This is a genomic window from Mesorhizobium sp. LEGMi-168a (genome assembly GCF_058312955.1).
Genome location: NZ_JBZEGV010000025.1, coordinates 53,704 through 76,238 on the forward strand (window position 1 = coordinate 53,704; position 22,535 = coordinate 76,238).

Below are 22,535 nucleotides of genomic sequence, written 5' to 3' on the forward strand. Positions count from 1 at the left end.
GCGACTTGATCTGGATCAAATCCTTTCATCCCGGCGCGTGCGAGAACCGGCGCATGGAAACGCCACCCACTCCCGCGCCAGCACCCGATCGCGCCGTCCCGGCGACAGGCGCCTTTGAGGCGCTCGCCGCCGCTCGGCGGCGGGCAAGGCCGGGATTGCGCCGCCTGCTCGCGATGCAAATTGCGCGCACCGCGCTGCGGCTCGGCTTCGCCGCCACGGCGGCCATGGCGGCGGGCCGGCTGGTGGTGGGCGAGCCCCTCGACCCATCGCTTGTTGCGACAGCGGTCGGACTTCTCCTTGCTTCCTGCATCGCCGGCCTTGCCGCCGACCGAGTGCAGGCCTCGGCCGAGACGGACGTGTCGATTGGGTTGCGCGAACTGGCGGGCGAACGGCTGAACGAAATGCCGGCCAGGCAGCTGCAATCGCTGTCGGTCGGCAGCCTCATCGTCTCGATGCAGCGTCATCCCGAAGCGGTTGCCGCGCTTGTCGTCGGTCACCGCGCGGCCAGCGCCATGATGGCGGCAGGGCCGTTGCTCGCGGCGGCAACGCTGTTCCTTGTCTCTTGGCAGGCCGCGTTGCTGGTCATCTGCCTGACGCCGGTGATGATCCTGTTCTTCGCGCTGGTCGGCGATGCCATCCGCCGGCGCGCCGACGCCCAGGAACGCGCCTTCGGCCGACTGGCAGCCCAGTTCGCCGACCGCATCCGCACTCTGCCGACGATCCTGGCCAATCATGCAATGGCCGCAGAGGAAGCAAAGCTCGCCATGCGCCTCGAAGCCTATGCCGGCAACACGATGGGCGTGCTGCGCATCGCCTTCGTCAACGCCGGCATCATCGACTTCTTCGCCTCGCTCTCGATCGCCATCCTCGCTGTCTTCCTCGGACTCGGCCACCTGAAGCTTGCGATGATCCCCGGCTTCTCCAATCTTGAGCTGTGGCAAAGCCTGTTCATCCTGATGATCGCTCCGGAATATTTCGCGCCCTTCCGGCGCTTTTCGGAGCAGTACCATGCCAGGGCGGAAGGGCTGGCGGCAGCCGCGGCGCTGGACAGGCTGCTCGACGCCGAGCCGGTCGCGGCGAAGGCCTTGCCGATGCCCGACCGCCTGCGCCTGACGCTGCCGGCGAAAGGCCTCGTTGCCATCGTCGGCCCGAGCGGATCGGGCAAGTCGACATTGCTGCGCCGCCTGGCCAGGCTCGAACCGGGTGGAACGCCGGACACGCATCCGCTCGCCGATCAGCGGATCGCTTGGGTTGCGACCGACAGCTACGTGCCGGAGGGAACGCTTAGCGAGGCCATTGCCTGGAACACCGGCACGACAGACCCGCATCGCCTGGAGGACGCCGCCCGCGCGATCGGGCTGCTCGACGACGCGCTGCTGCCGGGCGGCCTCGATGCCCGGCTCGACAAGGGCGGCGCCAACCTCTCCGGCGGTCAGCGGCTGCGCATCGCGATCGCCCGCGCGGCGATGACCAGGCGCGCCGTGCTGGCGGACGAGCCGACGGCAAAACTCGACCGCGAGACGGCCGAAGCCGTGCGGCGCATGCTGCTCACGGTCTCGCAGTCGCGGCTGGTGGTCGTGGCGACGCATGACCGGGATCTCGCGGCCGCCGCCGAGCTTGTTGTCGATCTCGCCCACAGAGATGCAATCGAGGTCGCGGCATGAACATGGCAGGTCTTCCATCGAGCGGCAGGTCATGGCGGCTGGCGACAGGCTTCGCCTTCGCGGCGCTTTCCTGCGCCATTTTGCTCGGCGGCGTGTCCGCCTGGCTGCTCGGGTCGGTGGCGATCGCCGGCCTGTCGGCCGCTGCCTTCACTTTCAACTTCCACATCCCGGCGGCGCTGGTCAGGCTGTTCGCCGTCGGCCGCACGGCCGCTCGTTACGGCGAACGACTGACGGGTCACAAGGCAGCGTTGACGGATCAGGTTGCGCATCGCGTCGAGCTCTTTTCCGCCATGGCGGCAGCGCCCGCCGTGCGCCGGGCGGGTTGGCAGCTCGGCGATGATGCCCGCCTTGCCGACTATCTCGACGACGTCGAGGACCTCGACTACGCCCGGTTGCGCGCCGGCCTGCCGACGCTGACGTTCGCTTGCGGCCTCGCCGTCCTCATCGCGGCATCTGCGGTCCTCGCGCCTTTGTCTCTATTGCCGACAATCCTCTTTTTTCTCGCCATCCTGTTCGCGGGGAACCGGGTGGCGAAGGCTGGCGCCATGGCATGGGAGCAGGCCAGGTCGCTGCGTCGCGGGGGCGCGGGCCGGCTTGGCGCGGCCATGGCGTCAGCCGTTCCGCTCAAGGCCGAGGGCGCGTGGAGCCGTGAATGCGGCGACGCGCTTTCCGCGCTCTCCCGCGCCGACGGCGCGTTGCTTACGCTGCGCCGGTTCCAGGCCCGGCTGGACATGATCGGCGCCGCCTTCGGTCCGGCCGCCGGCATCAGCGTGATGGCGGCCGCCTGGCACGCCGGGCGGCAAGGGCCGGAGCTTCTCCTGCCCATGCTGCTCGCCTTTTCCTGGCTGGCGCTGGGCGAGACCATGAATGGCGTGTCGCGCATGCTTGTTGCCATGCTTCGCCGCAACGCGGCTCGCAACGAGATCGGCCAATGGACGCAGGCCGCCGCGGCTGGCCGGCGCAGTTCCGCGCCAGACGATGTCGAACCCCACCTGCTGCGCCATGGCGTCCTGCAGCGCCGCGCCCCCGACGGCCGGGCCATCGGGCCCCCCATCTCCCTGCTTTTCGCGAGGGGCCAGCCGACGGTGTTGGCCGGGGCGAGCGGCTCGGGCAAGACCAGCCTGTTGAAGCAGATTGCCGGCTGGATCGGCGACGACGCCTTTGCCGCCGGTGACCGCATCCTGTCGGCAAGCGAGCGGCGGACGCACGCGGCTCTTGTCCTGCACGACGCGGTCATCCTCGAGGACACCGTCCGCGCCAACCTTTTCGCTGCCGACGTTCCGGATGTCGCGCTCTGGCGCGCGCTGGAAGCCGTCGAGATGGACGGCCGTATCCGCGAGGCCGGTGGCCTTGATGCATGGATCAGGCAGGACAGGTTTTCACTCGGCGAAGTGCAGCGCATCAATCTGGCGCGCGCCTGGTTGTCGACGAAGCCACTGGTGCTGCTCGACGAGCCGGCGGAACATCTCGACGATGCCCAGGGTGAGCGCATCCTCGAGCGGTTGCTTGCCCATCTCGGCGGTCGGATCGTCGTCATCTCCTCCCATCGCGCGTCACCGCTACGCGACGCTCGCACCATCGAGCTGCGGCCATGAATGCCGTCGCCGGTCACAGGTTGGTCGGAATAGGCCCGAAACCCCGTCGGTTCGTGTGTTGACCCCGGCTCTCACGCCGCCGAGCTGTCCTGCTCTTCGGCATTCGGATCGCCCGGCGCCGTCGCCCAGGCGAGTTCCACCAGCGTCACCGTGCGCCGGCCGGTGCCGTCGACCTGGCAGACGATGAGGCCCTGCTCCTCGATATAGTCGAGCAGCCGGCGCGCGCGGCGCAGCGAATGCGAGCCGTAGGCGCGGGCGATGGCCGCGTCGCTCGGGCACGGCCAGCCTTCCTTTGCGGCCCTCGCGATCATCATGAACACGCCCTGCATGTCCTCGGGCAAGAGCGAAGCGCGCACCGAAATGTCCCGCCACGCATCGTCCTCGGCCATGTCGGAGCCGACGCCGGCGCGGGCGCGCGTCAGCATGCGGCGAAATTCCGAAAGGTCGGGCACGACCGAAGCGAGGCCTTCGATGCGGCAGCGGACCACGAACTCCTGGTAGAGCACGCCGATGACGCGGAACCCCGCGTCGGGCTCGGCAAGGATGGCGCGCAGGATGCGGTCCATCCGCTCGCGCCGCTCGGCGAGATCCTCGGCGCTGGGTTGCGGCTCGGCCGGCTCTGGGCGGATGTCCAGCGGAGCGGCCTTGGCCGCCATGAGCTGGTCGAGCAGGTCCGGCGAAGGCCGGCGCTGTGGCCGCACCGTCTCGGGCGGCGGCGCTGCCAGGATGATCGAGCGCGCGTCCTCCAGCGTCGCCTCCGGCAGCGGCATCAGCCGCGGCGTGCCGTTGCGTGGGCTCGTCTCGGTCGATCCGATCCGTAGGCTTAGCGGACGGCGCGACAGCGCCGGGCCCAGCGCCATGAAATGCCCGCGCTCCAGGTCGCGAAACGCTTCCGCCTGCCGCCGCTCCATGCCGAGCAGATCGGCCGCGCGCGCCATGTCGATGTCGAGGAAGGTCCGCCCCATCAGGAAATTCGACGCTTCCGCCGCGACATTCTTGGCAAGCTTCGCCAGCCGCTGCGTGGCGATGATGCCGGCAAGCCCGCGCTTGCGGCCGCGGCACATCAGATTGGTCATGGCGCCCAGCGAAAGCTTGCGCGCCTCGTCCGACACCTCGCCGGCTGCGGCCGGCGCAAAGAGCTGCGCCTCGTCCACCACCACCAGCATCGGATACCAGTGGTCGCGCGCGACTTCGAACAGGCCGCCGAGGAAGGCGGCGGCGCGCCGCATCTGGTTTTCGGCATCGAGTCCCTCAAGATTGAGCACCGTCGAGACGCGATGGACGCGCGCCCGCTCGCCGGCGGCCTGCAGGCCGCGTTCGGTATGCTCCTCGGCATCGATCACCAGATGGCCGTAGCGCTCGCCGAGCGAGACGAAGTCGCCTTCGGGGTCGATGATGGTCTGCTGCACCCAGGGCGCGCTCTGTTCGAGCAACCGACGCAACAGATGCGACTTGCCCGAACCCGAATTGCCCTGCACCAGCAGGCGCGTCGCCAGCAGTTCCTCAAGGTCGAGGGCCGCCGGCGCGCCTGCCGTCGTCTGCCCCATCTCGATTGCAACTGTCATCTCTCGACTCGACTAGTCTCCCTGCGCGGGAGGGGCTTAGCAACCGGAGCGCGGTGCGTCGAGCGCATGGCATGGCCGGTGGCCCGGTGTTCCACACCTAAGCCCAAAAGTGCGCGGCGGTTTTGGGAAACGACATGCGTAAATTCAAAGATTTAAAGCGCGTCGCCCGAATCCGTTTCAGCGCGACATGCTCTAAGCGCCAAATGGCGGCAGGCTGTCGCCAATCGCACTGGTCGGACCACCATTTCACTGGCGCAATCCAGCCATTGGCGTATCATCCTTTTGGAGAGGGTTCATGGCAGGAGGAGGCCGATGAACGTCGCTGCGGAACTGCCCGTCACGGACCCGACGGCACAAGACCTTGTTTCGTCTGCTCTTTCGAAATTTCGCGCCGGCGATACGATCTCGACCCGGGCGATGCTCGACGCCATCCGCCAATCCGGCCCCGCCTGCGAGGACAGCGACGATCATCTGATCGAACTGATCGTCATGACCGCCGTTGGTAAGACCATGGGCGTCGTGTTCGACCATCGCTCGCCCGACGAGCGGTTGCCACGCCTGTCTTAGAAGTCCGCCGGCCGAAGCCCTACGCGTCTTCGTCATCCTTGGGCGTAGCGACGCGAAGCGGAGCGAAGACCCAAGGATCCATTCCGTGACCTGAGCCAAGGAATGCAGCGGAGCAGAATTCCGCACCGCCGCAACGCTCACAGGTAACGGCATGGATCCTAGGGTCTGCGCGCGTCGCTTCGCTCCTTGCTCCGCCCTAGGATGACGAACTGACGGGCCTTCGGCCAATCTCCAAAATGTGCGATTTTGCCAACGCAAGCAGCGTCCGATCGCGGCCTCAGCTTCCCAGCGGATGCGGCATGTACCCGACGAAACCGGCGATCTTCCAGCGGCCGCCGACCTTACGGCAGAAATAGAGCGTCTGCCATTTGAGGCGGTCGACGCCGCCATCCGCTTTGGCGACGGAACCATCGAACTTCTTGTGCAGCACCGCGCGGTCGCCATCGACGTCGATGTCGCGCATGTTGGTGATGCGGAACAACGCTTCGCGCAGCGGTTCGGCGAATGTCGTCGCGGCGGTCTCCCTGGCCTGCCGCAGCCATTCGTCGCGATAGACCTCCAGCCTCGGAAACTGCAGCCGCCAGGCGTCGGCATTGGCAAGGAAATGCGCATGCATGCCGAAGAAACTCTCGGCGATGAAGTCGTCCTCGACCATCGACCAATCCTGGCCGAGGAAGGCATCGATGTCGCGCCGCACCAGCATTTCCCACAGCGCGTGGCGATCGGCATCGCCTTGCGGAAACGGGTTCTTGTCGAAGGTCATGCTGGCTCTCCCCTCTCTCGTGCGTGACGCCGGCGGCCACGGGTTGCCGACCCGACTTTGAGGCCCAGGATGCTCATGCCTTTGTAATAAAGCAACATGGATTTTCGAAAAAATGTTGCTTTCCAACAAATGCTCTATGAGGATCACGCCGACAAGCGTAGACGGCTATAAGAACGGTCCCGTCCAGTCGACAACAGGAGGCGCACATGCCCAAGCAATGTTTCGGAAAATCGCATGTCCCGCTCTCGCCAGCCGTGCGTGCCGGCGATTTCGTCTACGTCTCCGGCCAGGTGCCGGTGGGCAGCGACGGCCTCGTGGTCAAGGGCGGGATTACGGAGCAGGCCGAGCAGGTGCTGCAGAACGTCAAGGCGGCGCTGGCGCTTGCCGGCTGCACCATGGACGATGTGGTCAAGACCACCGTCTGGCTCGAGGACGCCCGCGACTTCGGCGCCTTCAACACGGTCTATGCAAAGCATTTCCCGAATGACCCGCCGGCGCGTACCACCGTCGAATCCCGCCTCATGATCGACATCAAGATCGAGATCGAAGCGGTCGCCTACCGGCCGGTTTGATCGCGACCAACGGAATAAGGGAGGCGCCGATGCAGTTCGATCTGCTGATCAAGGGCGGTCGTGTGATCGACCCGGCCTCGGGGTTGGATGCGGCGCGCGATGTCGCCATCGCCGACGGTCGCATCGCCGCGATCGACGCCGCCATCGATGCCGAGGCCGCCGGTGAGGTCGTCGACGCGAGGGACTGCATCGTCACGCCCGGCCTCGTCGACCTGCACAGCCATGTCTACTGGGGCGGCACCTCGCTTGGTGTCGATGCCGACCGGCTCGCCGTCAAGAGCGGCACCACCACCTTCATCGACGCCGGCAGCGCCGGCGCCGGCAATTTCCTGGGCTTCCGCCGCCACGTCATCGAGCGCTCGAAGGTCCGCATCCTCGCCTACGTCAACATCTCCTTCGCCGGCATATTCGGCTTCGCCAAGACCGTGTCCGTTGGCGAATGCAGCGACCTCAGGCTCTGCGAGCCGCGCGAAACGGTGGCGGCGGTGCGCGAGCACGCCGACGTCGTCGTCGGCGTCAAGGTGCGCTCCGGCCGCCATGCCAGTGGCACCAGCGGCATCGCGCCGGTCGACCTCGCGCTCGACGCCGCCGACAAGGTTGGCCTGCCGCTGATGGCGCATATCGACGAGCCGCCGCCCGGCCGCTCGGAAGTGCTGCCCAGGCTGCGCCGCGGCGACATCCTCACCCACTGCTTCCGGCCGTTCCCCAACGCACCGGTCTTCGCCTCCGGCGCCGTGCGACCGGACATGCGGCTTGCCCGCGAGCGCGGCGTCATCTTCGACATCGGCCACGGCATGGGCTCCTTCGACTTCGAGGTCGCCAAGGCGATGCTGGCGGAGGGCCTAGCGCCGGACGTCATCTCGAGCGATGTCCACCTCTACTGCGTCGACGGCCCGGCCTTCGACATCCTGGTCTGCATGTCGAAGCTCATGGCGCTCGGCATGCCGCTCGTCGAGGTGCTGCGCGCTGCGACCGTGCGCCCCGCTGAGGCGATCGCCAGGCCGGAGCTCGGCACGCTGAAGGTCGGCGGCATCGGCGATGTCGCGGTGCTGAAGCTGCAGCCTGGCCGCTTCACTTTCGTCGACGCGGTCGGCGCCTCACTGGTCGCGGATCGGCGGCTGGTTTCAAATGGCATCGTCATCGGCGGCAAATGGTGGCCGAACGAAGCGCCCGACCACAGCGAGACCGAGCGCTTCGAGGCGCATGCGCATCACACGCATGTGGATGTGGCGGCGAGACATTTCGGCGCGGATAATCTCCCCCCTCGAGGGGGAGATGTCGCCGAAGGCGACAGAGGGGGTCGCCTCGCTTGAAGCGCCAACGCCGTCCGCGACAAGAGAGCACGTTGGCGCTCTATGTGAGACGACCCCCTCTGGCCTGCCGGCCATCTCCCCCTAAAGGGGGGAGATTGGCAGCTTCACCGCCCCGCGTTACTCGGCTCGCCATAGACGGACGTCGCAATCCCCTCCATCCTTGCCTTGAGCTGCATCGCCACGAACTTCGAATAGAAGCGCGACAGCGCCAGGTTGCCGCCGTGGAACCACAGCGCTTCCTGCGCCGTCGGCTTCCACATGTTGCGCAGTTCGCCCTGCCACGGGCCAGGGTCGCCCTTCACGCCGGAGCCCAGGCCCCAGCACGGACCGACCTTGTCGGCCACTTCGCGCGAGACGATTGCGGCAACCGTCTCGTTCATCGACTGGTAGCCGGTGCAGCAGACGATCGCGTCGACGGCAAGCTCGCTGCCGTCCTCGAACAGGATGCCGCTTGGCGTCAGCGACTTGATGCCGACGCCGCTCTTGACCGCGATCTCGCCGTTCAGGATCAGCTCGCAGGCGCCGACATCGATGTAGAAGCCCGAGCCGGTGCGGTAGGCCTTCATCAAGAGCCCGGTTTCGTCCTCGCCGAAGTCGATGGCGAAGCCGCTGTCGCCGAGACGCTTGTAGAACTCCGCGTCGCGCTCGCGAATGACATCGTAGAGAGCCCGTTGGCCCTTGGGCACCAGCGCGAACGGCGTCGAGGCGACGATCATGTCGGCCTTGTCGGTGGTGATGCCGCGCGCCAGCGCCTTTTCCGAAAAGATCTCGAAGCCGACCTCCATCAGTGTGTCGGACTTCACCACCGTCGTTGGCGAGCGCTGGACAATGGTGACCTTGGCGCCCGCCTCCCAGAGATCGACGCTGACGTCATGACCCGAGCTTGCCGCGCCGATCACCGCGACGCGCTTGCCGCGGAATTTTTCGCCGGTGGAATACTGGCTGGAATGCAGGAGCTCGCCCTTGAAGGTCTCTGCCCCCGGCAGCGCGATCTGCCGCGGCGGTCCGTAGGCGCCGGTGGCGAAGACGATGTGCTTGGGCTTCAGTGTGATGCGCTGGCCGACACGATCGACCACCACGGTCCAGACCTTTTCCACCTCGTCATAGACCGCGCTGACGCATTTGGTGGCGACCCAGTAGTTCAGCTCCATGACCCGGGCATACATTTCCAGCCAGTCGCCCATCTTGTCCTTGGGCGTGAAGACCGGCCAGTTTTCCGGGAACGGAATGTAAGGCAGATGGTCGTACCAGACCGGATCGTGCAGCACGAGCGAACGGTAGCGGTTGCGCCAAGAATCGCCGGCGCGCGCGTTCTTCTCGATGATGAGCGTGGGAACGCCGAGCTGCCGCAGCCGGGCGCCCAGCATGATGCCGCCCTGGCCGCCGCCGATCACCAGGCAGTAGGGCTGCTCGTGCACGCCGAGGTCGCGCGCCTCGCGCGCCCTGGCTTCCGCCCAGGTCTCACGCTCGGGATCGGCCTTGTGTCGAATGCCGAGCGGCCGGGCTGGGCCTTTCTGCTCCTCGAAGCCTTTCAGCTCGCTCATCGCCGTGAACAGCGTCCGGCAGCGACCGTCCTTGAGCCGCAGGATGCCCTCGCCCCGCGCCACGGCCGTCTCGAAGCTGAACCAGGCTTCGATGATGCCGTCGTCGACGCTCGGCTCGCCGGAGAGGCGCCAGTGCGACGGCCGCGCCGTCGCGAGCGTAGCCTTGAGCATCTCGCGGACCGCCACCTGGCCCTCCATGGTTTTAATGTTCCATGTGAAGGTCAGCAGATCGCGCCAGTAGCAATCCTCCACGAAAAGGTTCGTCGCCGCCACGACGTCGCCGGCCTCGAGCGCCCGGCCGAACGAGCCAAGCCAGGTAGCCGCCTGTTGCGATGGTGCGATGTCGAGCATTTTTGTCCCTTCGAATGTCGATCGGCGCGGCCAGTTTTCGCCGACCGCGTCGAAAATGCTCTTTGAGGCGGTCGAGATTCGGGTCAGGCCGAGTCGAAAATGGTGGGTTCCGAGAACCGGAGCGGAGCGTACTTAACGTACGTGAGCACCGGAAGCGCGGGAACCCGCCATTTGCAGGCCGGCCTCACCCGGATATCGACCGTCTCAATCGCCCAGCGGCTCCATCTCCTTCCCTGTCCGATGGATCTGGGCGTTGTACTTGATGCGGCGCACCGTCTCGCGCGCCGGGCCGTCGATTCTGTAGGCGGTCGCCACCGCCAGGAGGTCGATAGCCGCAAGAAAAGCATAGCGTGAGGCGGTCGGCTTCAACGTGTCGGGATACTCGGGGACCGCCATCGTCAGCCGGACATCGCAGACCCGCGTCAATTCGGTATCCGGCGCCGTCACGCAGATCGCGTTGGCGCGGTAGTGCTTGGCAAGCTCCACTGCCTCGATCACTTCGCGGGTGCGGCCGGTTGCCGAGATCGCGATCACCAGATCGCCTGGCTTCAGCGTCGAGGCCGTCATGCGCATCAAATACGGATCGCATTGCGCGCTGATCGTGATGCCATAGCGGAACAGGCGGTACTGCGTCTCCTGCGCCAGCGCCGACGAGCTGCCGCCGAGCCCGAACACCGTCACCTGCCGCGCCTTGGCGATCAGCTCCGCCGCCTTCTGCAACTCGCCCGGATCGATCTGCCGCTCGGCCTCCTGCAGGGCGCGCCGCGCCTCGCCGAACACGGCATTCCAGAACGGCATGCCGCTGTCGCTGTTCGTAGGTTGCGGCTTGGTGCTGAGATAGAGCGCGCCGACGACCAGGCTCTGCGCCAGCTTCAGCTTGAAGTCGCGAACGCCCTCGCAGCCGATGGCGCGGCAGAAGCGGGTCACTGTCGGCTCGCTGACCCCGGCGCGCTGGGCAAGCGCGGCGTTGGAAGCGTCGACGGCATATTTGACGTCGTCGAGCACGACATTGGCGACGCGGCGCTCGGCCGGTCGCAGCTCCGGGTAGCTGTCCTTCACCTGCGAAATGATGTCCGGGATGCGCCTGACATGGTCGTGCCGGTCGTCATCCTCGTCCGGAATTCGCAGCGCCTGGCTGTCAGCTTCGGTCATTGGCCAGTCCTTCCCTGCTGCCCGCTGGCTGGCTCCGTCTTCGTGCGTCCGATTCACGCGCTTGCGCGCCATCGATTGCGACCCGCCTCAAGCCGTCGTGTAGGAAAGTAACATAGCAAGTAAGATAGCTACAGATTGATTTGCGGGCTGCGCGGCTGCGGTTCGTCGACCGTCATGACTCGAGGCGGCTTTGCTAGCCGCTCGGATGCCGGAACAGCCGATGCCAGGGAAGCATTGCCGACAAGGATCGTCGGCTTTGGCAGCCCAAGAAACCGCCAAAAACCCCTATAAAATTCCTATATCTTTGCCATTTCCCCCGTCTCGAACCTTTATGGCGATCGGGTCCATATTCCTTCCGAAAAGAAGCTTTGACCGCCGTCGCCCCCAAGGTGACGTGCGTTCATATCCAGTTTTGAACCCGCCGACATCAGGCGGGAAAGCACGAGCGAAACAAGGAATGCCTGCCATGGACCTCATTGTTCTCGGAATCGGGATTTTATTCTTTGCCCTGTCCTTGGCCTACGTCAAAGTCTGCGACAGAATCTGAGCGGAAGGGCCGGATCATGCTTTTCGATTACATACTCGGCGGCGCGGTGACCTTGTTCCTGCTTGCCTACCTTACCTACGCGCTCATTCGCCCAGAGCGCTTCTGACCGGCACGCGGAGAGCTCATCATGACCATAAATGGCTGGATACAGATTCTCGTCTATTGCGGGATCCTGCTTTTGCTCGTGAAGCCGCTCGGCGGCTATATGTACCGCGTCTTCAACGGCGATCGCACTTTGCTGTCGCCGGTGCTCGTTCCGATCGAGCGCGGCCTCTATCGCCTCGCCGGCACAAGCGACAAGGAAGAACAGCACTGGGCCGTCTACGCGACCGGCATGCTGCTCTTCAATCTCGCCGGTCTCCTGGTTCTTTACGCGCTGCAGCGGATGCAGGGCGTGCTGCCCTATAATCCCGCGGGAATGACCGCGGTCGACCCGCAGCTTGCCTTCAACACCGCTGCGAGTTTCATCACCAACACCAATTGGCAGAACTATGGTGGCGAAAGCACGATGTCCTACCTCGTGCAGATGGCCGGCCTCACCGTCCAGAACTTCGTCTCGGCTGCCACCGGCATTGCCATCGCCATCGCATTGATCCGCGGCTTCGCCCGCGCTTCGGGCAAGTCGATCGGCAATTTCTGGGTCGACCTCACCCGCTGCACGCTCTACGTGCTCTTGCCGCTCTGCATCGTGCTGACGCTCGTCTATGTCTGGCTTGGCATGCCGCAGACGCTCGGCCCTTATGTCGACGCCACCACGCTGGAAGGCGCCAAGCAGACGATCGCGCTCGGGCCGGTCGCCTCGCAGGTCGCCATCAAGATGCTCGGCACCAATGGCGGCGGCTTCTTCAACGCCAATGCCGCGCACCCGTTCGAGAATCCGGACGCCATCTGCAACCTGATCCAGATGCTGTCGATCTTCGCGCTCGGCGCCGGTCTCACCAACGTCTTCGGCCGCATGGTCGGCAGTGAGCGTCAGGGCTGGGCGATCCTGGCCTCGATGGGCGTGCTGTTCCTCGCCGGCGTCGCCGTCTGCTACTGGGCCGAGGCTGCCGGCAACCCGCTGGTCCATGCGCTCGGCATCGACGGCGGCAACATGGAAGGCAAGGAGACGCGCTTCGGTATCGCCTTGTCGGCATTGTTCGCCGTCATCACCACGGCCGCCTCCTGCGGCGCCGTCAACGCCATGCATGACAGCTTCACCGCGCTCGGCGGCATGATCCCGCTGATCAACATGCAGCTCGGCGAGGTCATCGTCGGCGGCGTCGGCGCCGGCTTCTACGGCATCCTGATGTTCGTCGTCGTCGCCGTCTTCGTCGCCGGCCTGATGGTCGGCCGCACGCCGGAATATCTTGGCAAGAAGATTGAGGCCAAGGAGGTCAAGATGGCGATGCTTGCCATCCTCTGCCTGCCGCTGGCGATGCTGATCTTCACCGCGATCGCCGTGGTCCTGCCGAGCGCCGTGGCCTCGATGGCCAATGGCGGCCCGCATGGCTTCACCGAAGTGCTCTACGCCTATACCTCGGCTGCCGCGAACAACGGCTCGGCCTTCGGCGGGCTCTCCGGCAACACGCCCTGGTACAACATCACCATGGCCATCGGCATGCTGATGGGCCGCTTCCTGGTCATCATCCCGGCTTTAGCCATCGCCGGCTCGCTGGCCGCGAAGAAGACCGTGCCTGCCTCCGCCGGCACCTTCCCGACCGATGGCACGCTGTTCGTCGGCCTGCTGGTCGGCGTCATCATCATCGTCGGCGGCCTCACCTTCTTCCCGTCGCTCGCCGTCGGGCCGATCGTCGAGCACCTGGCGATGATCCATGGACAGACCTTCTGAGATGACCATGCCCTGGTTCAACCAGATACGTCGGGGCGACCGTCACCAAACCGGTGGCGGAAGGCCCGATGACGGGAGGGACGAGAAGCCTCGTCCTTTCCCGACGCTCTCCACCTTCCTCGGCATGGCAGCGGTGCTGTTCGTGCTGTGGCTGCTGGCTTCCGGTCTTCCGCATCTGTTCCCGAAGACCGAACACCCGGCGCCGTCCAACATCACCGACACTGGAGCCTCGAAATGAGCCAGTCCAAATCCGCGAGCATCCTGGATGCCCGCATCCTGGTACCCGCCATCGGCGGCGCCTTCCGCAAGCTCGATCCGCGCACACTGGTCAAGAACCCGGTGATGTTCGTCGTCGCCGTCGTCTCGGCGCTCACCACCGTTCTGTTCGTCAAGGATCTCATCACCGGCGGCGGCGATCTCGGCTTCACGCTGCAGATCATCATCTGGCTGTGGTTCACCGTGCTGTTCGCCAACTTCGCCGAAGCCGTCGCCGAAGGCCGCGGCAAGGCTCAGGCCGACTCGCTGCGCAAGGCGCGCACCGAGACCCAGGCCAAGCTGCTCATCAACGGCGAGGATCGCTCGAAGTTCAAGCTGGTGCCCGGCACCAGCCTGAAGGTCGGCGACGTCGTGCTGGTTGAGGCCGGCGACATCATCCCCTCGGACGGCGAGGTGATCGAAGGCGTGGCTTCCGTCAACGAGGCGGCGATCACCGGCGAATCCGCCCCCGTCATCCGTGAATCCGGCGGCGACCGCTCGGCCGTCACCGGCGGCACCCAGGTGTTGTCCGACTGGATCCGCGTGCGCATTTCCGCCGCCTCCGGCCACACCTTCCTCGACCGCATGATCTCGCTGGTCGAGGGCGCCGAGCGCCAGAAGACGCCGAACGAGATCGCGCTCAACATCCTCTTAGTCGGCATGACGCTGATCTTCGTGCTGGCGACCGCGACCATCCCGAGCTTCGCCTCTTATTCCGGCGGCTATATCTCGGTGACGATCCTTGTCGCTCTGTTCGTGACGCTGATCCCGACCACCATCGGCGCGCTGCTCTCGGCCATCGGCATCGCCGGCATGGACCGCCTGGTGCGCTTCAACGTGCTTGCCATGTCCGGCCGCGCCGTCGAGGCGGCCGGCGACGTCGACACGCTGCTGCTCGACAAGACAGGCACCATCACGCTCGGCAACCGTCAGGCCACCGAATTCCGCCCGGTCAAGGGCGTCACCGAGCAGGAACTGGCCGATGCCGCCCAGCTTGCCTCGCTGGCGGATGAAACCCCGGAAGGCCGCTCGATCGTCGTGCTGGCCAAGGACAGATACGGCATCCGCGCCCGCGACATGGCGACCTTGCACGCGGCCTTCGTGCCCTTCACCGCGCAGACCCGCATGAGTGGCGTCGACATCGACGGCTCGTCGGTGCGCAAGGGCGCCGTCGATGCGGTGCTTGCCCATGTCAACCAGGCCACCGTCGCCGCTCACGGCGCGCGTCCCACCGGCGAGACGATCCGCGACGTGCAGGCTATCGCCGACGAGATAGGAAAGGCCGGCGGCACGCCGCTCGCGGTCGAGCGCGACGGGCGCCTGCTCGGCGTCGTCCACCTCAAGGATATCGTCAAGGGCGGCATCAGCGAGCGTTTCGCCGAGCTGCGCAAGATGGGCATCCGCACGGTGATGATTACCGGCGACAACCCGCTGACGGCGGCCGCAATTGCCGCCGAAGCCGGCGTCGACGACTTCCTTGCCCAGGCCACGCCCGAGAACAAGCTGTCGCTGATCCGCGAGGAACAGGCCAAGGGCAAGCTGGTCGCCATGTGCGGCGACGGCACCAACGACGCCCCTGCGCTCGCCCAGGCCGACGTGGGCGTCGCCATGAACACCGGCACGGTCGCCGCGCGCGAGGCCGGCAACATGGTCGACCTCGACAGCGATCCGACCAAGCTGATCGAGATCGTCGAGATCGGTAAGGCGCTCTTGATGACGCGCGGCTCGCTGACGACCTTCTCGATCGCCAACGACGTGGCCAAATACTTCGCCATCATCCCGGCGATGTTCGCGGTCTTCTACGTCGCGCCGGGTCAGACCGCCGGACCGCTGCAGGCGCTCAACATCATGCATCTGGCGACGCCGCAGAGCGCCATCCTGTCGGCCATCATCTTCAACGCGCTGATCATCATCGCGCTGATCCCGCTGTCGCTGAAGGGCGTGAAGTATCGCGCCATCGGCGCCGGCGCGCTGCTCACCCGCAATCTGCTCGTCTACGGCCTCGGCGGCATCGTCGTGCCGTTCGTCGGCATCAAGGCGATCGACCTGATCGTCACGGCCTTCGGCCTCGCATAAGGATTTAATCCGATGTTCAAGCAACTCAGACCCGCTTTTGTCATGATCGTCTTCTTCACGGTGCTCACCGGCCTCATCTATCCGATCGGTATGACCGGCATCGCGCAGGCGCTGTTTCCCAACCAGGCCAACGGCAGCTTGATCACGAAGGACGGCAAGGTCATCGGCTCCGAGCTGATAGGCCAGGCCTTCGCCAGCGATCGCTATTTCCATGGCCGACCGTCAGCCGCCGGTGACGGTTACAACGCCGCCTCTTCCAGCGGCTCGAATCTCGGACCGACGAATGCGAAGCTGATCGAGCGCATCAAGGGCGACGCCGACAAGCTGAAGGCCGAGAACCCGGGCGCACCGGTGCCGATGGACCTCATCACCACCTCCGGCAGCGGCCTCGATCCTGACATCAGTCCCGAAGCCGCCTATTTTCAAGTGCCGCGGATTGCCAAGGCCAGAGGCATCGACGAAGCCAAGGTGAAGGCGCTCGTCGACGGCCATGTCGAGGATCGCGAGCTGGGTTTCATGGGTGAGCCGGTGGTCAATGTGCTCGCCCTCAACTTGGCGCTCGACGATCTGAAATAATCTGCACCGCGCCGGGGATCGACACGATCCCCGGCGCAATCCATGATTGGACTTGATGGCCGACGACAGGACCAAACTCGAGAACAGACCATCTCCCGACGCGCTTCTGGAGCATGCCGAGCGCGAGGGCCGCGGCCGTCTGCGCATCTTCCTCGGCGCGGCGCCCGGCGTCGGCAAGACCTACGAGATGCTGATGGCGGGCCGCGCCCGCCGCGCCGACGGCATCGACGTCGTGATCGGCGTCGTCGAGACGCACGGCCGCAAGGAAACCCAGGCGCTGGTCGACGGCTATGAGGTGATCCCGCGCCGCGAGGTCGAGTACAGGGGCCGCACCCTCGACGAGATGGATATCGACGCCATCCTGAAACGGCGCCCGGCGCTGGTTCTGGTCGACGAGCTCGCCCACACCAACGCGCCCGGCAGCCGCCACCCCAAGCGCTACCTCGACGTGCAGGAAATCCTGTCGCAAGGCATCGACGTCTACACCACGCTCAACATCCAGCATGTCGAGAGCCTGAACGATGTCGTGGCGCAGATCACCCGCGTCAGGGTGCGCGAGACCGTTCCCGATTCCATCATCGACGAGGCCGACGATATCGAGGTCATCGACCTCACCCCCAACGACCTGATCCAGCGGCTGCATGAAGGCAAGGTCTATTTCCCGCAGACCGCGCAGCGTGCGATCGAGAACTATTTCTCGCCGGGCAACCTGACGGCGCTGCGCGAGCTGGCACTGAGGCGCACCGCCCAGCGCGTCGACGAGCAGCTGCTCAACCACATGCAGTCGCACGCCATTCCAGGACCGTGGGCGGCCGGCGAACGGGTTCTCGTCTGCGTCGACTCGCGACCCGGCGGAGCCGCCCGCATCCGCTACGCGCGCCGGCTCGCCGATAGGCTGCGTGCCCCCTGGACGGCGCTGCATGTCGACACGCCTCGCCTGGCCGGCATGTCGGAAGAGGACAAGGACCGGCTGGCGACGAACCTGCGTCTTGCCGAGCAGCTCGGCGCCGAGGTGACGACCATCCCCGGCCAGAACGTCGCCCAGGACATCGTGCGCCACGCGACGACGAACAACTTCACCCATATCGTCATCGGCAGGCCGACCCGCTCGCGCTGGCGGGAACTGATCGAGGGCTCGCTCACCTACGATCTGATCCGCAATGCCGGCGACATCAGCGTCCATGTTATCTCAGGGACGGAGCGGAATAACGAGGCGCCATCGAGAAGGATCAGCATGGCGGCCGAGCAGAGGCCGTTTGATGTCTGGCCTTATCTGCTCGCCACAGCCTATGTCGCGGGTTCGTTGGCGGTCAGCACGGTCCTCGACCAGTTTCTCGACGTGCGCAATCTTGCGATCGTCTTTCTGCTTGCGGTGCTGACATCGGCTGTGACCTCCGGACTTTGGCCGGCGCTTTACGCCTGCTTCGTCAGCGCCCTTGCCTTCAACTTCTTTTTCCTTCCGCCACGCTACACGCTGACGATCAGGGACCCGGAGAGCATCGTCGCATTCGCGGTCTTCCTCGTCGTCGCCCTCATCGCCAGCAACCTGACGGCGCGAGTGCAGCGCCAGGCGGTCGCCGCGCGCTCGCGGGCACGCGCAACCGAGGACATCTATTCCTTCTCGAAAAAGCTCGCCGGCGCCGGCACGTTAGACGACGTGTTGTGGGCCACCGCCTTCCAGATCGCCTCGATGCTGAAGCTGCGTGTGGTGCTGCTTCTGCCCGAGAACGGCACCATCACCGTCAAGGCCGGCTACCCGCCGGACGACACCTTGGCCGAGGCCGATATCGCGGCCGCCCGCTGGGCCTGGGAGCACGACCGCCCGGCCGGCCGCGGCGCCGATACGTTGCCCGGCGCCAAGCGGCTCTATCTCCCCTTGCGGACGGGGCGTACCGCCGTCGGCGTCGTCGGCCTCGACAACGACAAGCAGGGACCGTTGCTGACGCCCGAACAGCAGCGTCTTCTCGACGCGCTTGCCGACCAGGCGGCGGTCGCCATCGAGCGCATCCAGCTCGTCGCCGATGTCGACCGCGCCAGGCTGGCGGCGGAAGCGGACCGGCTGCGCACGGCGCTACTCACCTCGATCTCGCATGACCTGAAGACGCCGCTTGCCGCCATCATGGGCGCCGCCGGCACGCTGCGGGAATACGCGGCCGCCCTTCCCGAAAAGGATCGCGCGGACCTTCTGTCGACCGTGGTCGACGAAGCGGAGCGGCTGAACCGCTTCATCGCCAACCTGCTCGACATGACCAAGATCGAGTCTGGCGCCATGGAGCCGAACTACGCTCTCCATTATGTCGGCGACATCGTCGGCTCGGCGCTCGATCGCGCGCGAAAGATCATCGGCGAGCACCGGATCGACACCGACATTCCGCCGGACCTGCCGATGCTGCGCCTCGATCCTGTCCTGTTCGAGCAGGCGCTGTTCAACCTTCTCGACAATGCCGCCAAATATGCGCCGTCCGAGTCGACCATCCGCCTGCAAGGCTGGCTCGACAACGGATCCGTCATCCTGCAGGTCATGGATGAGGGGCCGGGAATTCCGCCCGGTGACCTCGAACGGATCTTCGACACCTTCTACCGCGTGCGCAAGCGCGATCAGGTCCGCGCCGGCACGGGCCTCGGCCTGTCGATCAGCCGCGGCTTCATCGAGGCCATGGGCGGTGCGATTTCAGCGGCTAACCGGACCGACCGGCCGGGCGCGATCTTCACCATCCGCATGCCGGTGCCTGAAGAGGTTCCGAACGTGACCGTCGCCAAAACGGATGACGCCGCATGACCAATCAGAACGTCAGCATTCTGGTCGTCGACGACGAGCCGCCGATCCGCAAGCTGCTGCGCGTCGGCCTCGGCAGCCAGGGTTATGCCGTATCGGAGGCGCCGAATGCCAAGGCCGCGATCGAGCTCATGCAGACCCAGCCGCCCGACCTGATCCTGCTCGACCTTGGCCTGCCCGGCATGAGCGGCCTCGAATTGCTCGGCAAATGGCGCGGCGACGGCCTCGACATTCCGGTCGTCATCCTTTCGAGCCGCACCGACGAGGCGGGCATCGTATCGGCGCTCGAGCTCGGCACCGACGACTATGTGACAAAACCCTTCGGCATGAACGAGCTCGTCGCCCGCATCCGCGTGGCGCTGCGCCACAAGTTCCAGCAGCAAGGCGAGAAGCCGGTATTCCAGACCGGAGACCTCTCGGTCGACCTGGTGAAACGCATCGTCAAGGTCGAGGACAAGGAAGTAAAATTGTCGCCCAAGGAATACGACATCCTGCGCATGCTCGTGCAATATGCCGGCAAGGTGCTCACCCACCAGTTCCTGATGAAACAGATCTGGAACGATTCCACCGACGTGCAGTATCTCAGGGTCTACGTCCGCCAATTGCGGCAGAAGATCGAGAAGACGCCGGACCAGCCGCGCTATATCATCACCGAGACCGGCGTCGGTTATCGGCTGCGCGAGGTGGATTAGAGCCGAGCGGGAGAGGACCGTCCTCGCTTCTGCCGGTCAGTCCGCCGACAGGTCCGCCGTTCTGGCGAGCGCGCTGGCGAATCCGTTGAGCGAGATGGTGAAGGCGACCGGCTGCATCGTGTCCGCCGCCGTGGCGTTGATTTTCAGCGTCGTGCTGTTCTGCAGCAGTGAGGCGGTGTCGGCGTCGAACGCCACCGGCACCAGGCAGCCAACGGCCTGGCAGGTGTTGAACTGCAGGGTTCCTTCCAGCTTCTTGTCGTCGACCTCGAGCGAGATGCCGTTGGCCAAAGCCAGCCCGAAGGGCAGCGCCAGCGTGCCCATGGCGTCCTGGCCGGTCTTGGTCGTCAATTCGATCGCCAGCAGGCGCTGGCCGCTCTGCTTGTTGAACTGCTGATGCGACAGGCTGCACAGCTTGTTGGTGCCGGTGACCTGGCAGTTGACGGTCCAGTCGCCATGCGTCTCCGACAGCGCCGAGGCGCCGCCCGGCAGCTGCGGTTTGGCCGCGGCGTCGGCTGGCTGGCTGGCAGCCGGCGCCACCTTGTTCTGCGCGGCGAGCGCCGGCAGGCTTGCGACCTCGGCAACGGCCAGCATTGCGACGAACAACTTGGACCTGCTTCTCATCATGGAATCTCTCTTCACCCGACCCCGTCCGGCCCGCGCGATAGAGCGGTGAACCACCGCTGCCGTCAAGTGCAATCCTGAGCCACCAGCCAGATTTTCTTTGGCACCACAATCGATCAACTAACCGCATGCATTGCCCTGGACCATGGCACATCCGGACAAACACCCTATATTACCGCAAGGTTCTGTTTTTCATGGGATGGAGGCGATGGCGCATCCTCGCTCATCGGCGGTTTTGCTACCGGCAGCTCTCGCGGCTGCCGCCCTTTTGGGCGCGGCCTCTTACGCTTCGGCCCAGGTCGTCATCCCGACAAACCGCAACGCCCTGATCCAGCAGAACGAATTGCAGACGCTGCGAAACCAGCTGCAGCGGCAGCAGTTCCAGCAACAGCAGCAGTTTTATCGCGAGCAGGACCGGCAGGTCGCGCCGAAGCCCCGCCCCGAAGTGCCGATCGTCAAGCAGAATTGCCAGTCTCAGGTGATTGGCACCACGATTTCGCGGGTTTGCCGCTGACATCTCGCTTTTTTCGGTTTATTTAGCCGACTTACTTGCTGGCGAAAGCCGGTATTGCAAGGGTGACGGTTTTGGGGTTTGCAAGGGCAGGATTTTGCCGTGCGCGGACAGCGCCCGGTGTGAATGCTGCTCTCATCGGATTTTGGGATGGCAACAGCCAAGAAGAAAGCGGTACGCAGGGCAAAGAAGGGGGAGCGGATCCGCCAGGTGGCGGCCATCCCCTTTCGTGTGAACGAGGGTGGAGACCTCGAGGTGTTGTTGGTCACGTCGCGCACGACCAGGCGCTTCATCGTGCCCAAGGGCTGGCCGATGAAAGGCAAGAGCGGGCGCAAGGCAGCCATGATCGAGGCTCAGGAAGAAGCCGGCGTGCTCGGCAAGGCGCTGAAGCAACCCGCCGGCGGCTACTCCTACTGGAAGCGGATGGCCAACCGTTTCCTCCGTGTCGACGTGGTCGTCTACCTGCTCGAGGTCGCCGAGGAGATGACCGACTGGCGGGAAGCCGCGAACCGGCAGCGCGCCTGGCTGCCGGCGGCCGACGCGGCCCTGCTCATCGACGAGCCCGAGCTCTCGACGCTGCTCAGGGATTTGACGATACCGGCGGCCGAGCAGGCCTAGGCGCTACTTGCGAGCGACGAATTTCCCGACACAGTCCGAAGAAGGAAATCCCGAAAGCTCTCTGGCCTCTGGCCGCTGATGGCGGTGAAATCGCCGGAGGTCTGGCCGTAGCGGCCATCCGCAATCGACGCACAGAGCGTAGAGAAGGCTTGCGGCCAGGGATACTCCAGACGCGCCGATGCCGAGTTCAGATATTCAACCTCCGAACAAGAGCGGTAGCGCATCTGCTTTTCGATTGTCTGACCGTAGGAAGCAGCGATCTCGTTGAAGTCCAGCGCTTCATTGCCAGTGATCGTGTAGGTGATGGATGCCTTCGGGCCGGCCGCCACCACCACCGCCAAGGTAGCCGCAACATCGTCGCGCGAGATCGATGCGACCCGACCGTTTCCAACTGGAAGCGCCAGCTCTCCGACCGCCTGGCTCGGCTTGAGCCAATGGTCGAGAATGAAGTCGCAATAGAGCCCGCATCGAAGGATCGTCGCCGGCACACCGCAAAGCGTCAGCCTCCTTTCCGCATCGCGGTAGACGGGTGCGAAATAGAATGGCGACGCCTCGTCGATATCGACAATGCTGGTGAATGTTATGTGGCAGATATCGGCTGCCACGGCAGCCTCTATCGCATTGGCATGATGGCGGAGCACCGCAGTTGCCTCGCCATCGCTCGAAATGAGGACAAGCTCATCGATGCCCGCGAACGCGTTCCCGAGGGCGGTGGCATCCTCATAGTCCGCGACGCGTATGACGGTTCCGGGCGGCAGCCGCCGGCGCGCGGCCTCGGCGTCCCGGACCATCGCGACCACCTCATGGCCGAGTGAGGCCAGCCTGCGGACGACGGCGCTCCCGACATGGCCCGTTGCTCCCGTGACGAGGATCATTCCGCCGCTTCAAGCTCCCACTTGACTCACATATATCCCAATGGTTATACGTTGATCAATAGCCAACGGGT

General features: G+C 65.4%; 20 protein-coding genes. 14 read left to right on the top strand and 6 right to left on the bottom strand.

Annotation, left to right across the window (positions count from 1 at the left end):
* The first annotated feature begins 53 nt into the window (after positions 1-53).
* A complete protein-coding gene (locus AC4FWB_RS26180; protein WP_491029132.1) occupies positions 54-1,664 on the top strand; it encodes an ATP-binding cassette domain-containing protein in 1,611 nt (536 codons plus the stop codon).
* On the top strand, positions 1,661-3,259 hold the full coding sequence (locus AC4FWB_RS26185) for an ATP-binding cassette domain-containing protein (protein ID WP_491029133.1): 1,599 nt from the start codon (positions 1,661-1,663) through the stop codon (positions 3,257-3,259). The genes AC4FWB_RS26180 and AC4FWB_RS26185 overlap by 4 nt, the downstream gene beginning before the upstream one ends.
* 71 nt (positions 3,260-3,330) lie before the next feature.
* Here the strand turns inward: AC4FWB_RS26185 and AC4FWB_RS26190 are convergent, their stop codons facing one another.
* Entirely contained in the window at positions 3,331-4,824 is a 1,494-nt protein-coding gene (locus AC4FWB_RS26190) for a helicase HerA domain-containing protein (RefSeq protein WP_491029134.1), read from the bottom strand.
* Between the two features lie 312 nt (positions 4,825-5,136).
* On the opposite strand from AC4FWB_RS26190, the gene AC4FWB_RS26195 reads away from it, so the two are divergent.
* Positions 5,137-5,391, top strand: a complete 255-nt coding sequence (locus tag AC4FWB_RS26195) for a hypothetical protein (protein WP_491029135.1) — start codon at positions 5,137-5,139, stop codon at positions 5,389-5,391.
* A gap of 277 nt (positions 5,392-5,668) precedes the next feature.
* Here AC4FWB_RS26195 and AC4FWB_RS26200 read toward each other — a convergent pair whose 3' ends face one another.
* The gene (locus AC4FWB_RS26200) at positions 5,669-6,154 is read right to left on the bottom strand and encodes a hypothetical protein (protein ID WP_491029136.1); all 486 of its coding nucleotides are present in this window, start codon (positions 6,152-6,154) and stop codon (positions 5,669-5,671) included.
* A 206-nt stretch (positions 6,155-6,360) separates the two neighbouring features.
* Between AC4FWB_RS26200 and AC4FWB_RS26205 the strand changes: the two genes are divergently transcribed.
* Together AC4FWB_RS26205 and AC4FWB_RS26210 are read left to right on the top strand one after the other, a co-directional pair.
* On the top strand, positions 6,361-6,726 hold the full coding sequence (locus AC4FWB_RS26205; protein WP_491029137.1) for a RidA family protein: 366 nt from the start codon (positions 6,361-6,363) through the stop codon (positions 6,724-6,726).
* 29 nt (positions 6,727-6,755) lie between these two features.
* Entirely contained in the window at positions 6,756-8,039 is a 1,284-nt protein-coding gene (locus tag AC4FWB_RS26210) for an amidohydrolase/deacetylase family metallohydrolase (RefSeq protein ID WP_491029138.1), read from the top strand.
* A 104-nt stretch (positions 8,040-8,143) separates the two neighbouring features.
* On the opposite strand, the gene AC4FWB_RS26215 is transcribed toward AC4FWB_RS26210, so the two are convergent.
* Both AC4FWB_RS26215 and AC4FWB_RS26220 read right to left on the bottom strand, forming a co-directional pair.
* Positions 8,144-9,934 (bottom strand): flavin-containing monooxygenase, encoded by a 1,791-nt coding sequence (locus AC4FWB_RS26215; RefSeq protein WP_491029139.1) that lies wholly within the window; start codon positions 9,932-9,934, stop codon positions 8,144-8,146.
* Positions 9,935-10,138: 204 nt separating this feature from the next.
* Positions 10,139-11,086, bottom strand: a complete 948-nt coding sequence (locus tag AC4FWB_RS26220) for a MurR/RpiR family transcriptional regulator (protein WP_491029140.1) — start codon at positions 11,084-11,086, stop codon at positions 10,139-10,141.
* 563 nt (positions 11,087-11,649) lie between these two features.
* Here AC4FWB_RS26220 and AC4FWB_RS26225 point away from each other — a divergent pair.
* Genes AC4FWB_RS26225 through AC4FWB_RS26255 form a run of 7 tightly spaced genes read left to right on the top strand, consistent with a single transcriptional unit; the run spans position 11,650 to position 19,839 of the window.
* Positions 11,650-11,739: a K(+)-transporting ATPase subunit F gene (locus AC4FWB_RS26225; RefSeq protein WP_036257910.1), complete on the top strand. Its 90-nt coding sequence runs from the start codon at positions 11,650-11,652 to the stop codon at positions 11,737-11,739.
* Between the two features lie 21 nt (positions 11,740-11,760).
* Positions 11,761-13,464, top strand: coding sequence for a potassium-transporting ATPase subunit KdpA (gene kdpA / locus AC4FWB_RS26230; protein WP_491029141.1), 1,704 nt, complete (start codon positions 11,761-11,763; stop codon positions 13,462-13,464).
* Positions 13,448-13,702, top strand: a complete 255-nt coding sequence (locus AC4FWB_RS26235) for a hypothetical protein (RefSeq protein WP_491029142.1) — start codon at positions 13,448-13,450, stop codon at positions 13,700-13,702. Before kdpA ends, AC4FWB_RS26235 begins: the two co-directional genes overlap by 17 nt.
* On the top strand, positions 13,699-15,795 hold the full coding sequence (gene kdpB, locus AC4FWB_RS26240; RefSeq protein ID WP_491029143.1) for a potassium-transporting ATPase subunit KdpB: 2,097 nt from the start codon (positions 13,699-13,701) through the stop codon (positions 15,793-15,795). Before AC4FWB_RS26235 ends, kdpB begins: the two co-directional genes overlap by 4 nt.
* A 12-nt stretch (positions 15,796-15,807) precedes the next feature.
* Complete coding sequence (gene kdpC, locus AC4FWB_RS26245; RefSeq protein ID WP_491029144.1) at positions 15,808-16,371, top strand: potassium-transporting ATPase subunit KdpC; 564 nt, start codon at positions 15,808-15,810, stop codon at positions 16,369-16,371.
* Between the two features lie 55 nt (positions 16,372-16,426).
* On the top strand, positions 16,427-19,150 hold the full coding sequence (locus AC4FWB_RS26250; protein ID WP_491029145.1) for a DUF4118 domain-containing protein: 2,724 nt from the start codon (positions 16,427-16,429) through the stop codon (positions 19,148-19,150).
* Positions 19,147-19,839, top strand: coding sequence for a response regulator transcription factor (locus AC4FWB_RS26255; RefSeq protein ID WP_491029146.1), 693 nt, complete (start codon positions 19,147-19,149; stop codon positions 19,837-19,839). Before AC4FWB_RS26250 ends, AC4FWB_RS26255 begins: the two co-directional genes overlap by 4 nt.
* 36 nt (positions 19,840-19,875) lie before the next feature.
* On the opposite strand, the gene AC4FWB_RS26260 is transcribed toward AC4FWB_RS26255, so the two are convergent.
* A complete protein-coding gene (locus AC4FWB_RS26260) occupies positions 19,876-20,463 on the bottom strand; it encodes an invasion associated locus B family protein (protein WP_491029147.1) in 588 nt (195 codons plus the stop codon).
* Between the two features lie 205 nt (positions 20,464-20,668).
* On the opposite strand from AC4FWB_RS26260, the gene AC4FWB_RS26265 reads away from it, so the two are divergent.
* Positions 20,669-20,974, top strand: a complete 306-nt coding sequence (locus AC4FWB_RS26265) for a hypothetical protein (protein ID WP_491029148.1) — start codon at positions 20,669-20,671, stop codon at positions 20,972-20,974.
* A 147-nt stretch (positions 20,975-21,121) separates the two neighbouring features.
* Positions 21,122-21,589: an NUDIX hydrolase gene (locus AC4FWB_RS26270; RefSeq protein WP_491029149.1), complete on the top strand. Its 468-nt coding sequence runs from the start codon at positions 21,122-21,124 to the stop codon at positions 21,587-21,589.
* Here AC4FWB_RS26270 and AC4FWB_RS26275 read toward each other — a convergent pair.
* Positions 21,586-22,464, bottom strand: coding sequence for an NAD(P)H-binding protein (locus AC4FWB_RS26275; RefSeq protein ID WP_491029150.1), 879 nt, complete (start codon positions 22,462-22,464; stop codon positions 21,586-21,588). The two genes, AC4FWB_RS26270 and AC4FWB_RS26275, sit on opposite strands and share 4 nt — an antisense overlap.
* Between the last annotated feature and the right edge of the window lie 71 nt (positions 22,465-22,535).

Bases quoted from the DNA above. Each gene is read 5' to 3' on its own strand.
- AC4FWB_RS26180 (WP_491029132.1), top strand. From the start codon at position 54: ATGGAAACGCCACCCACTCCCGCGCCAGCACCCGATCGCGCCGTCCCG.
- AC4FWB_RS26185 (WP_491029133.1), top strand. From the start codon at position 1,661: ATGAACATGGCAGGTCTTCCATCGAGCGGCAGGTCATGGCGGCTGGCG.
- AC4FWB_RS26190 (WP_491029134.1), bottom strand. From the start codon at position 4,824: ATGACAGTTGCAATCGAGATGGGGCAGACGACGGCAGGCGCGCCGGCG.
- AC4FWB_RS26195 (WP_491029135.1), top strand. From the start codon at position 5,137: ATGAACGTCGCTGCGGAACTGCCCGTCACGGACCCGACGGCACAAGAC.
- AC4FWB_RS26200 (WP_491029136.1), bottom strand. From the start codon at position 6,154: ATGACCTTCGACAAGAACCCGTTTCCGCAAGGCGATGCCGATCGCCAC.
- AC4FWB_RS26205 (WP_491029137.1), top strand. From the start codon at position 6,361: ATGCCCAAGCAATGTTTCGGAAAATCGCATGTCCCGCTCTCGCCAGCC.
- AC4FWB_RS26210 (WP_491029138.1), top strand. From the start codon at position 6,756: ATGCAGTTCGATCTGCTGATCAAGGGCGGTCGTGTGATCGACCCGGCC.
- AC4FWB_RS26215 (WP_491029139.1), bottom strand. From the start codon at position 9,934: ATGCTCGACATCGCACCATCGCAACAGGCGGCTACCTGGCTTGGCTCG.
- AC4FWB_RS26220 (WP_491029140.1), bottom strand. From the start codon at position 11,086: ATGACCGAAGCTGACAGCCAGGCGCTGCGAATTCCGGACGAGGATGAC.
- AC4FWB_RS26225 (WP_036257910.1), top strand. From the start codon at position 11,650: ATGCTTTTCGATTACATACTCGGCGGCGCGGTGACCTTGTTCCTGCTT.
- kdpA (WP_491029141.1), top strand. From the start codon at position 11,761: ATGACCATAAATGGCTGGATACAGATTCTCGTCTATTGCGGGATCCTG.
- AC4FWB_RS26235 (WP_491029142.1), top strand. From the start codon at position 13,448: ATGGACAGACCTTCTGAGATGACCATGCCCTGGTTCAACCAGATACGT.
- kdpB (WP_491029143.1), top strand. From the start codon at position 13,699: ATGAGCCAGTCCAAATCCGCGAGCATCCTGGATGCCCGCATCCTGGTA.
- kdpC (WP_491029144.1), top strand. From the start codon at position 15,808: ATGTTCAAGCAACTCAGACCCGCTTTTGTCATGATCGTCTTCTTCACG.
- AC4FWB_RS26250 (WP_491029145.1), top strand. From the start codon at position 16,427: ATGGCCGACGACAGGACCAAACTCGAGAACAGACCATCTCCCGACGCG.
- AC4FWB_RS26255 (WP_491029146.1), top strand. From the start codon at position 19,147: ATGACCAATCAGAACGTCAGCATTCTGGTCGTCGACGACGAGCCGCCG.
- AC4FWB_RS26260 (WP_491029147.1), bottom strand. From the start codon at position 20,463: ATGATGAGAAGCAGGTCCAAGTTGTTCGTCGCAATGCTGGCCGTTGCC.
- AC4FWB_RS26265 (WP_491029148.1), top strand. From the start codon at position 20,669: ATGGCGCATCCTCGCTCATCGGCGGTTTTGCTACCGGCAGCTCTCGCG.
- AC4FWB_RS26270 (WP_491029149.1), top strand. From the start codon at position 21,122: ATGGCAACAGCCAAGAAGAAAGCGGTACGCAGGGCAAAGAAGGGGGAG.
- AC4FWB_RS26275 (WP_491029150.1), bottom strand. From the start codon at position 22,464: ATGATCCTCGTCACGGGAGCAACGGGCCATGTCGGGAGCGCCGTCGTC.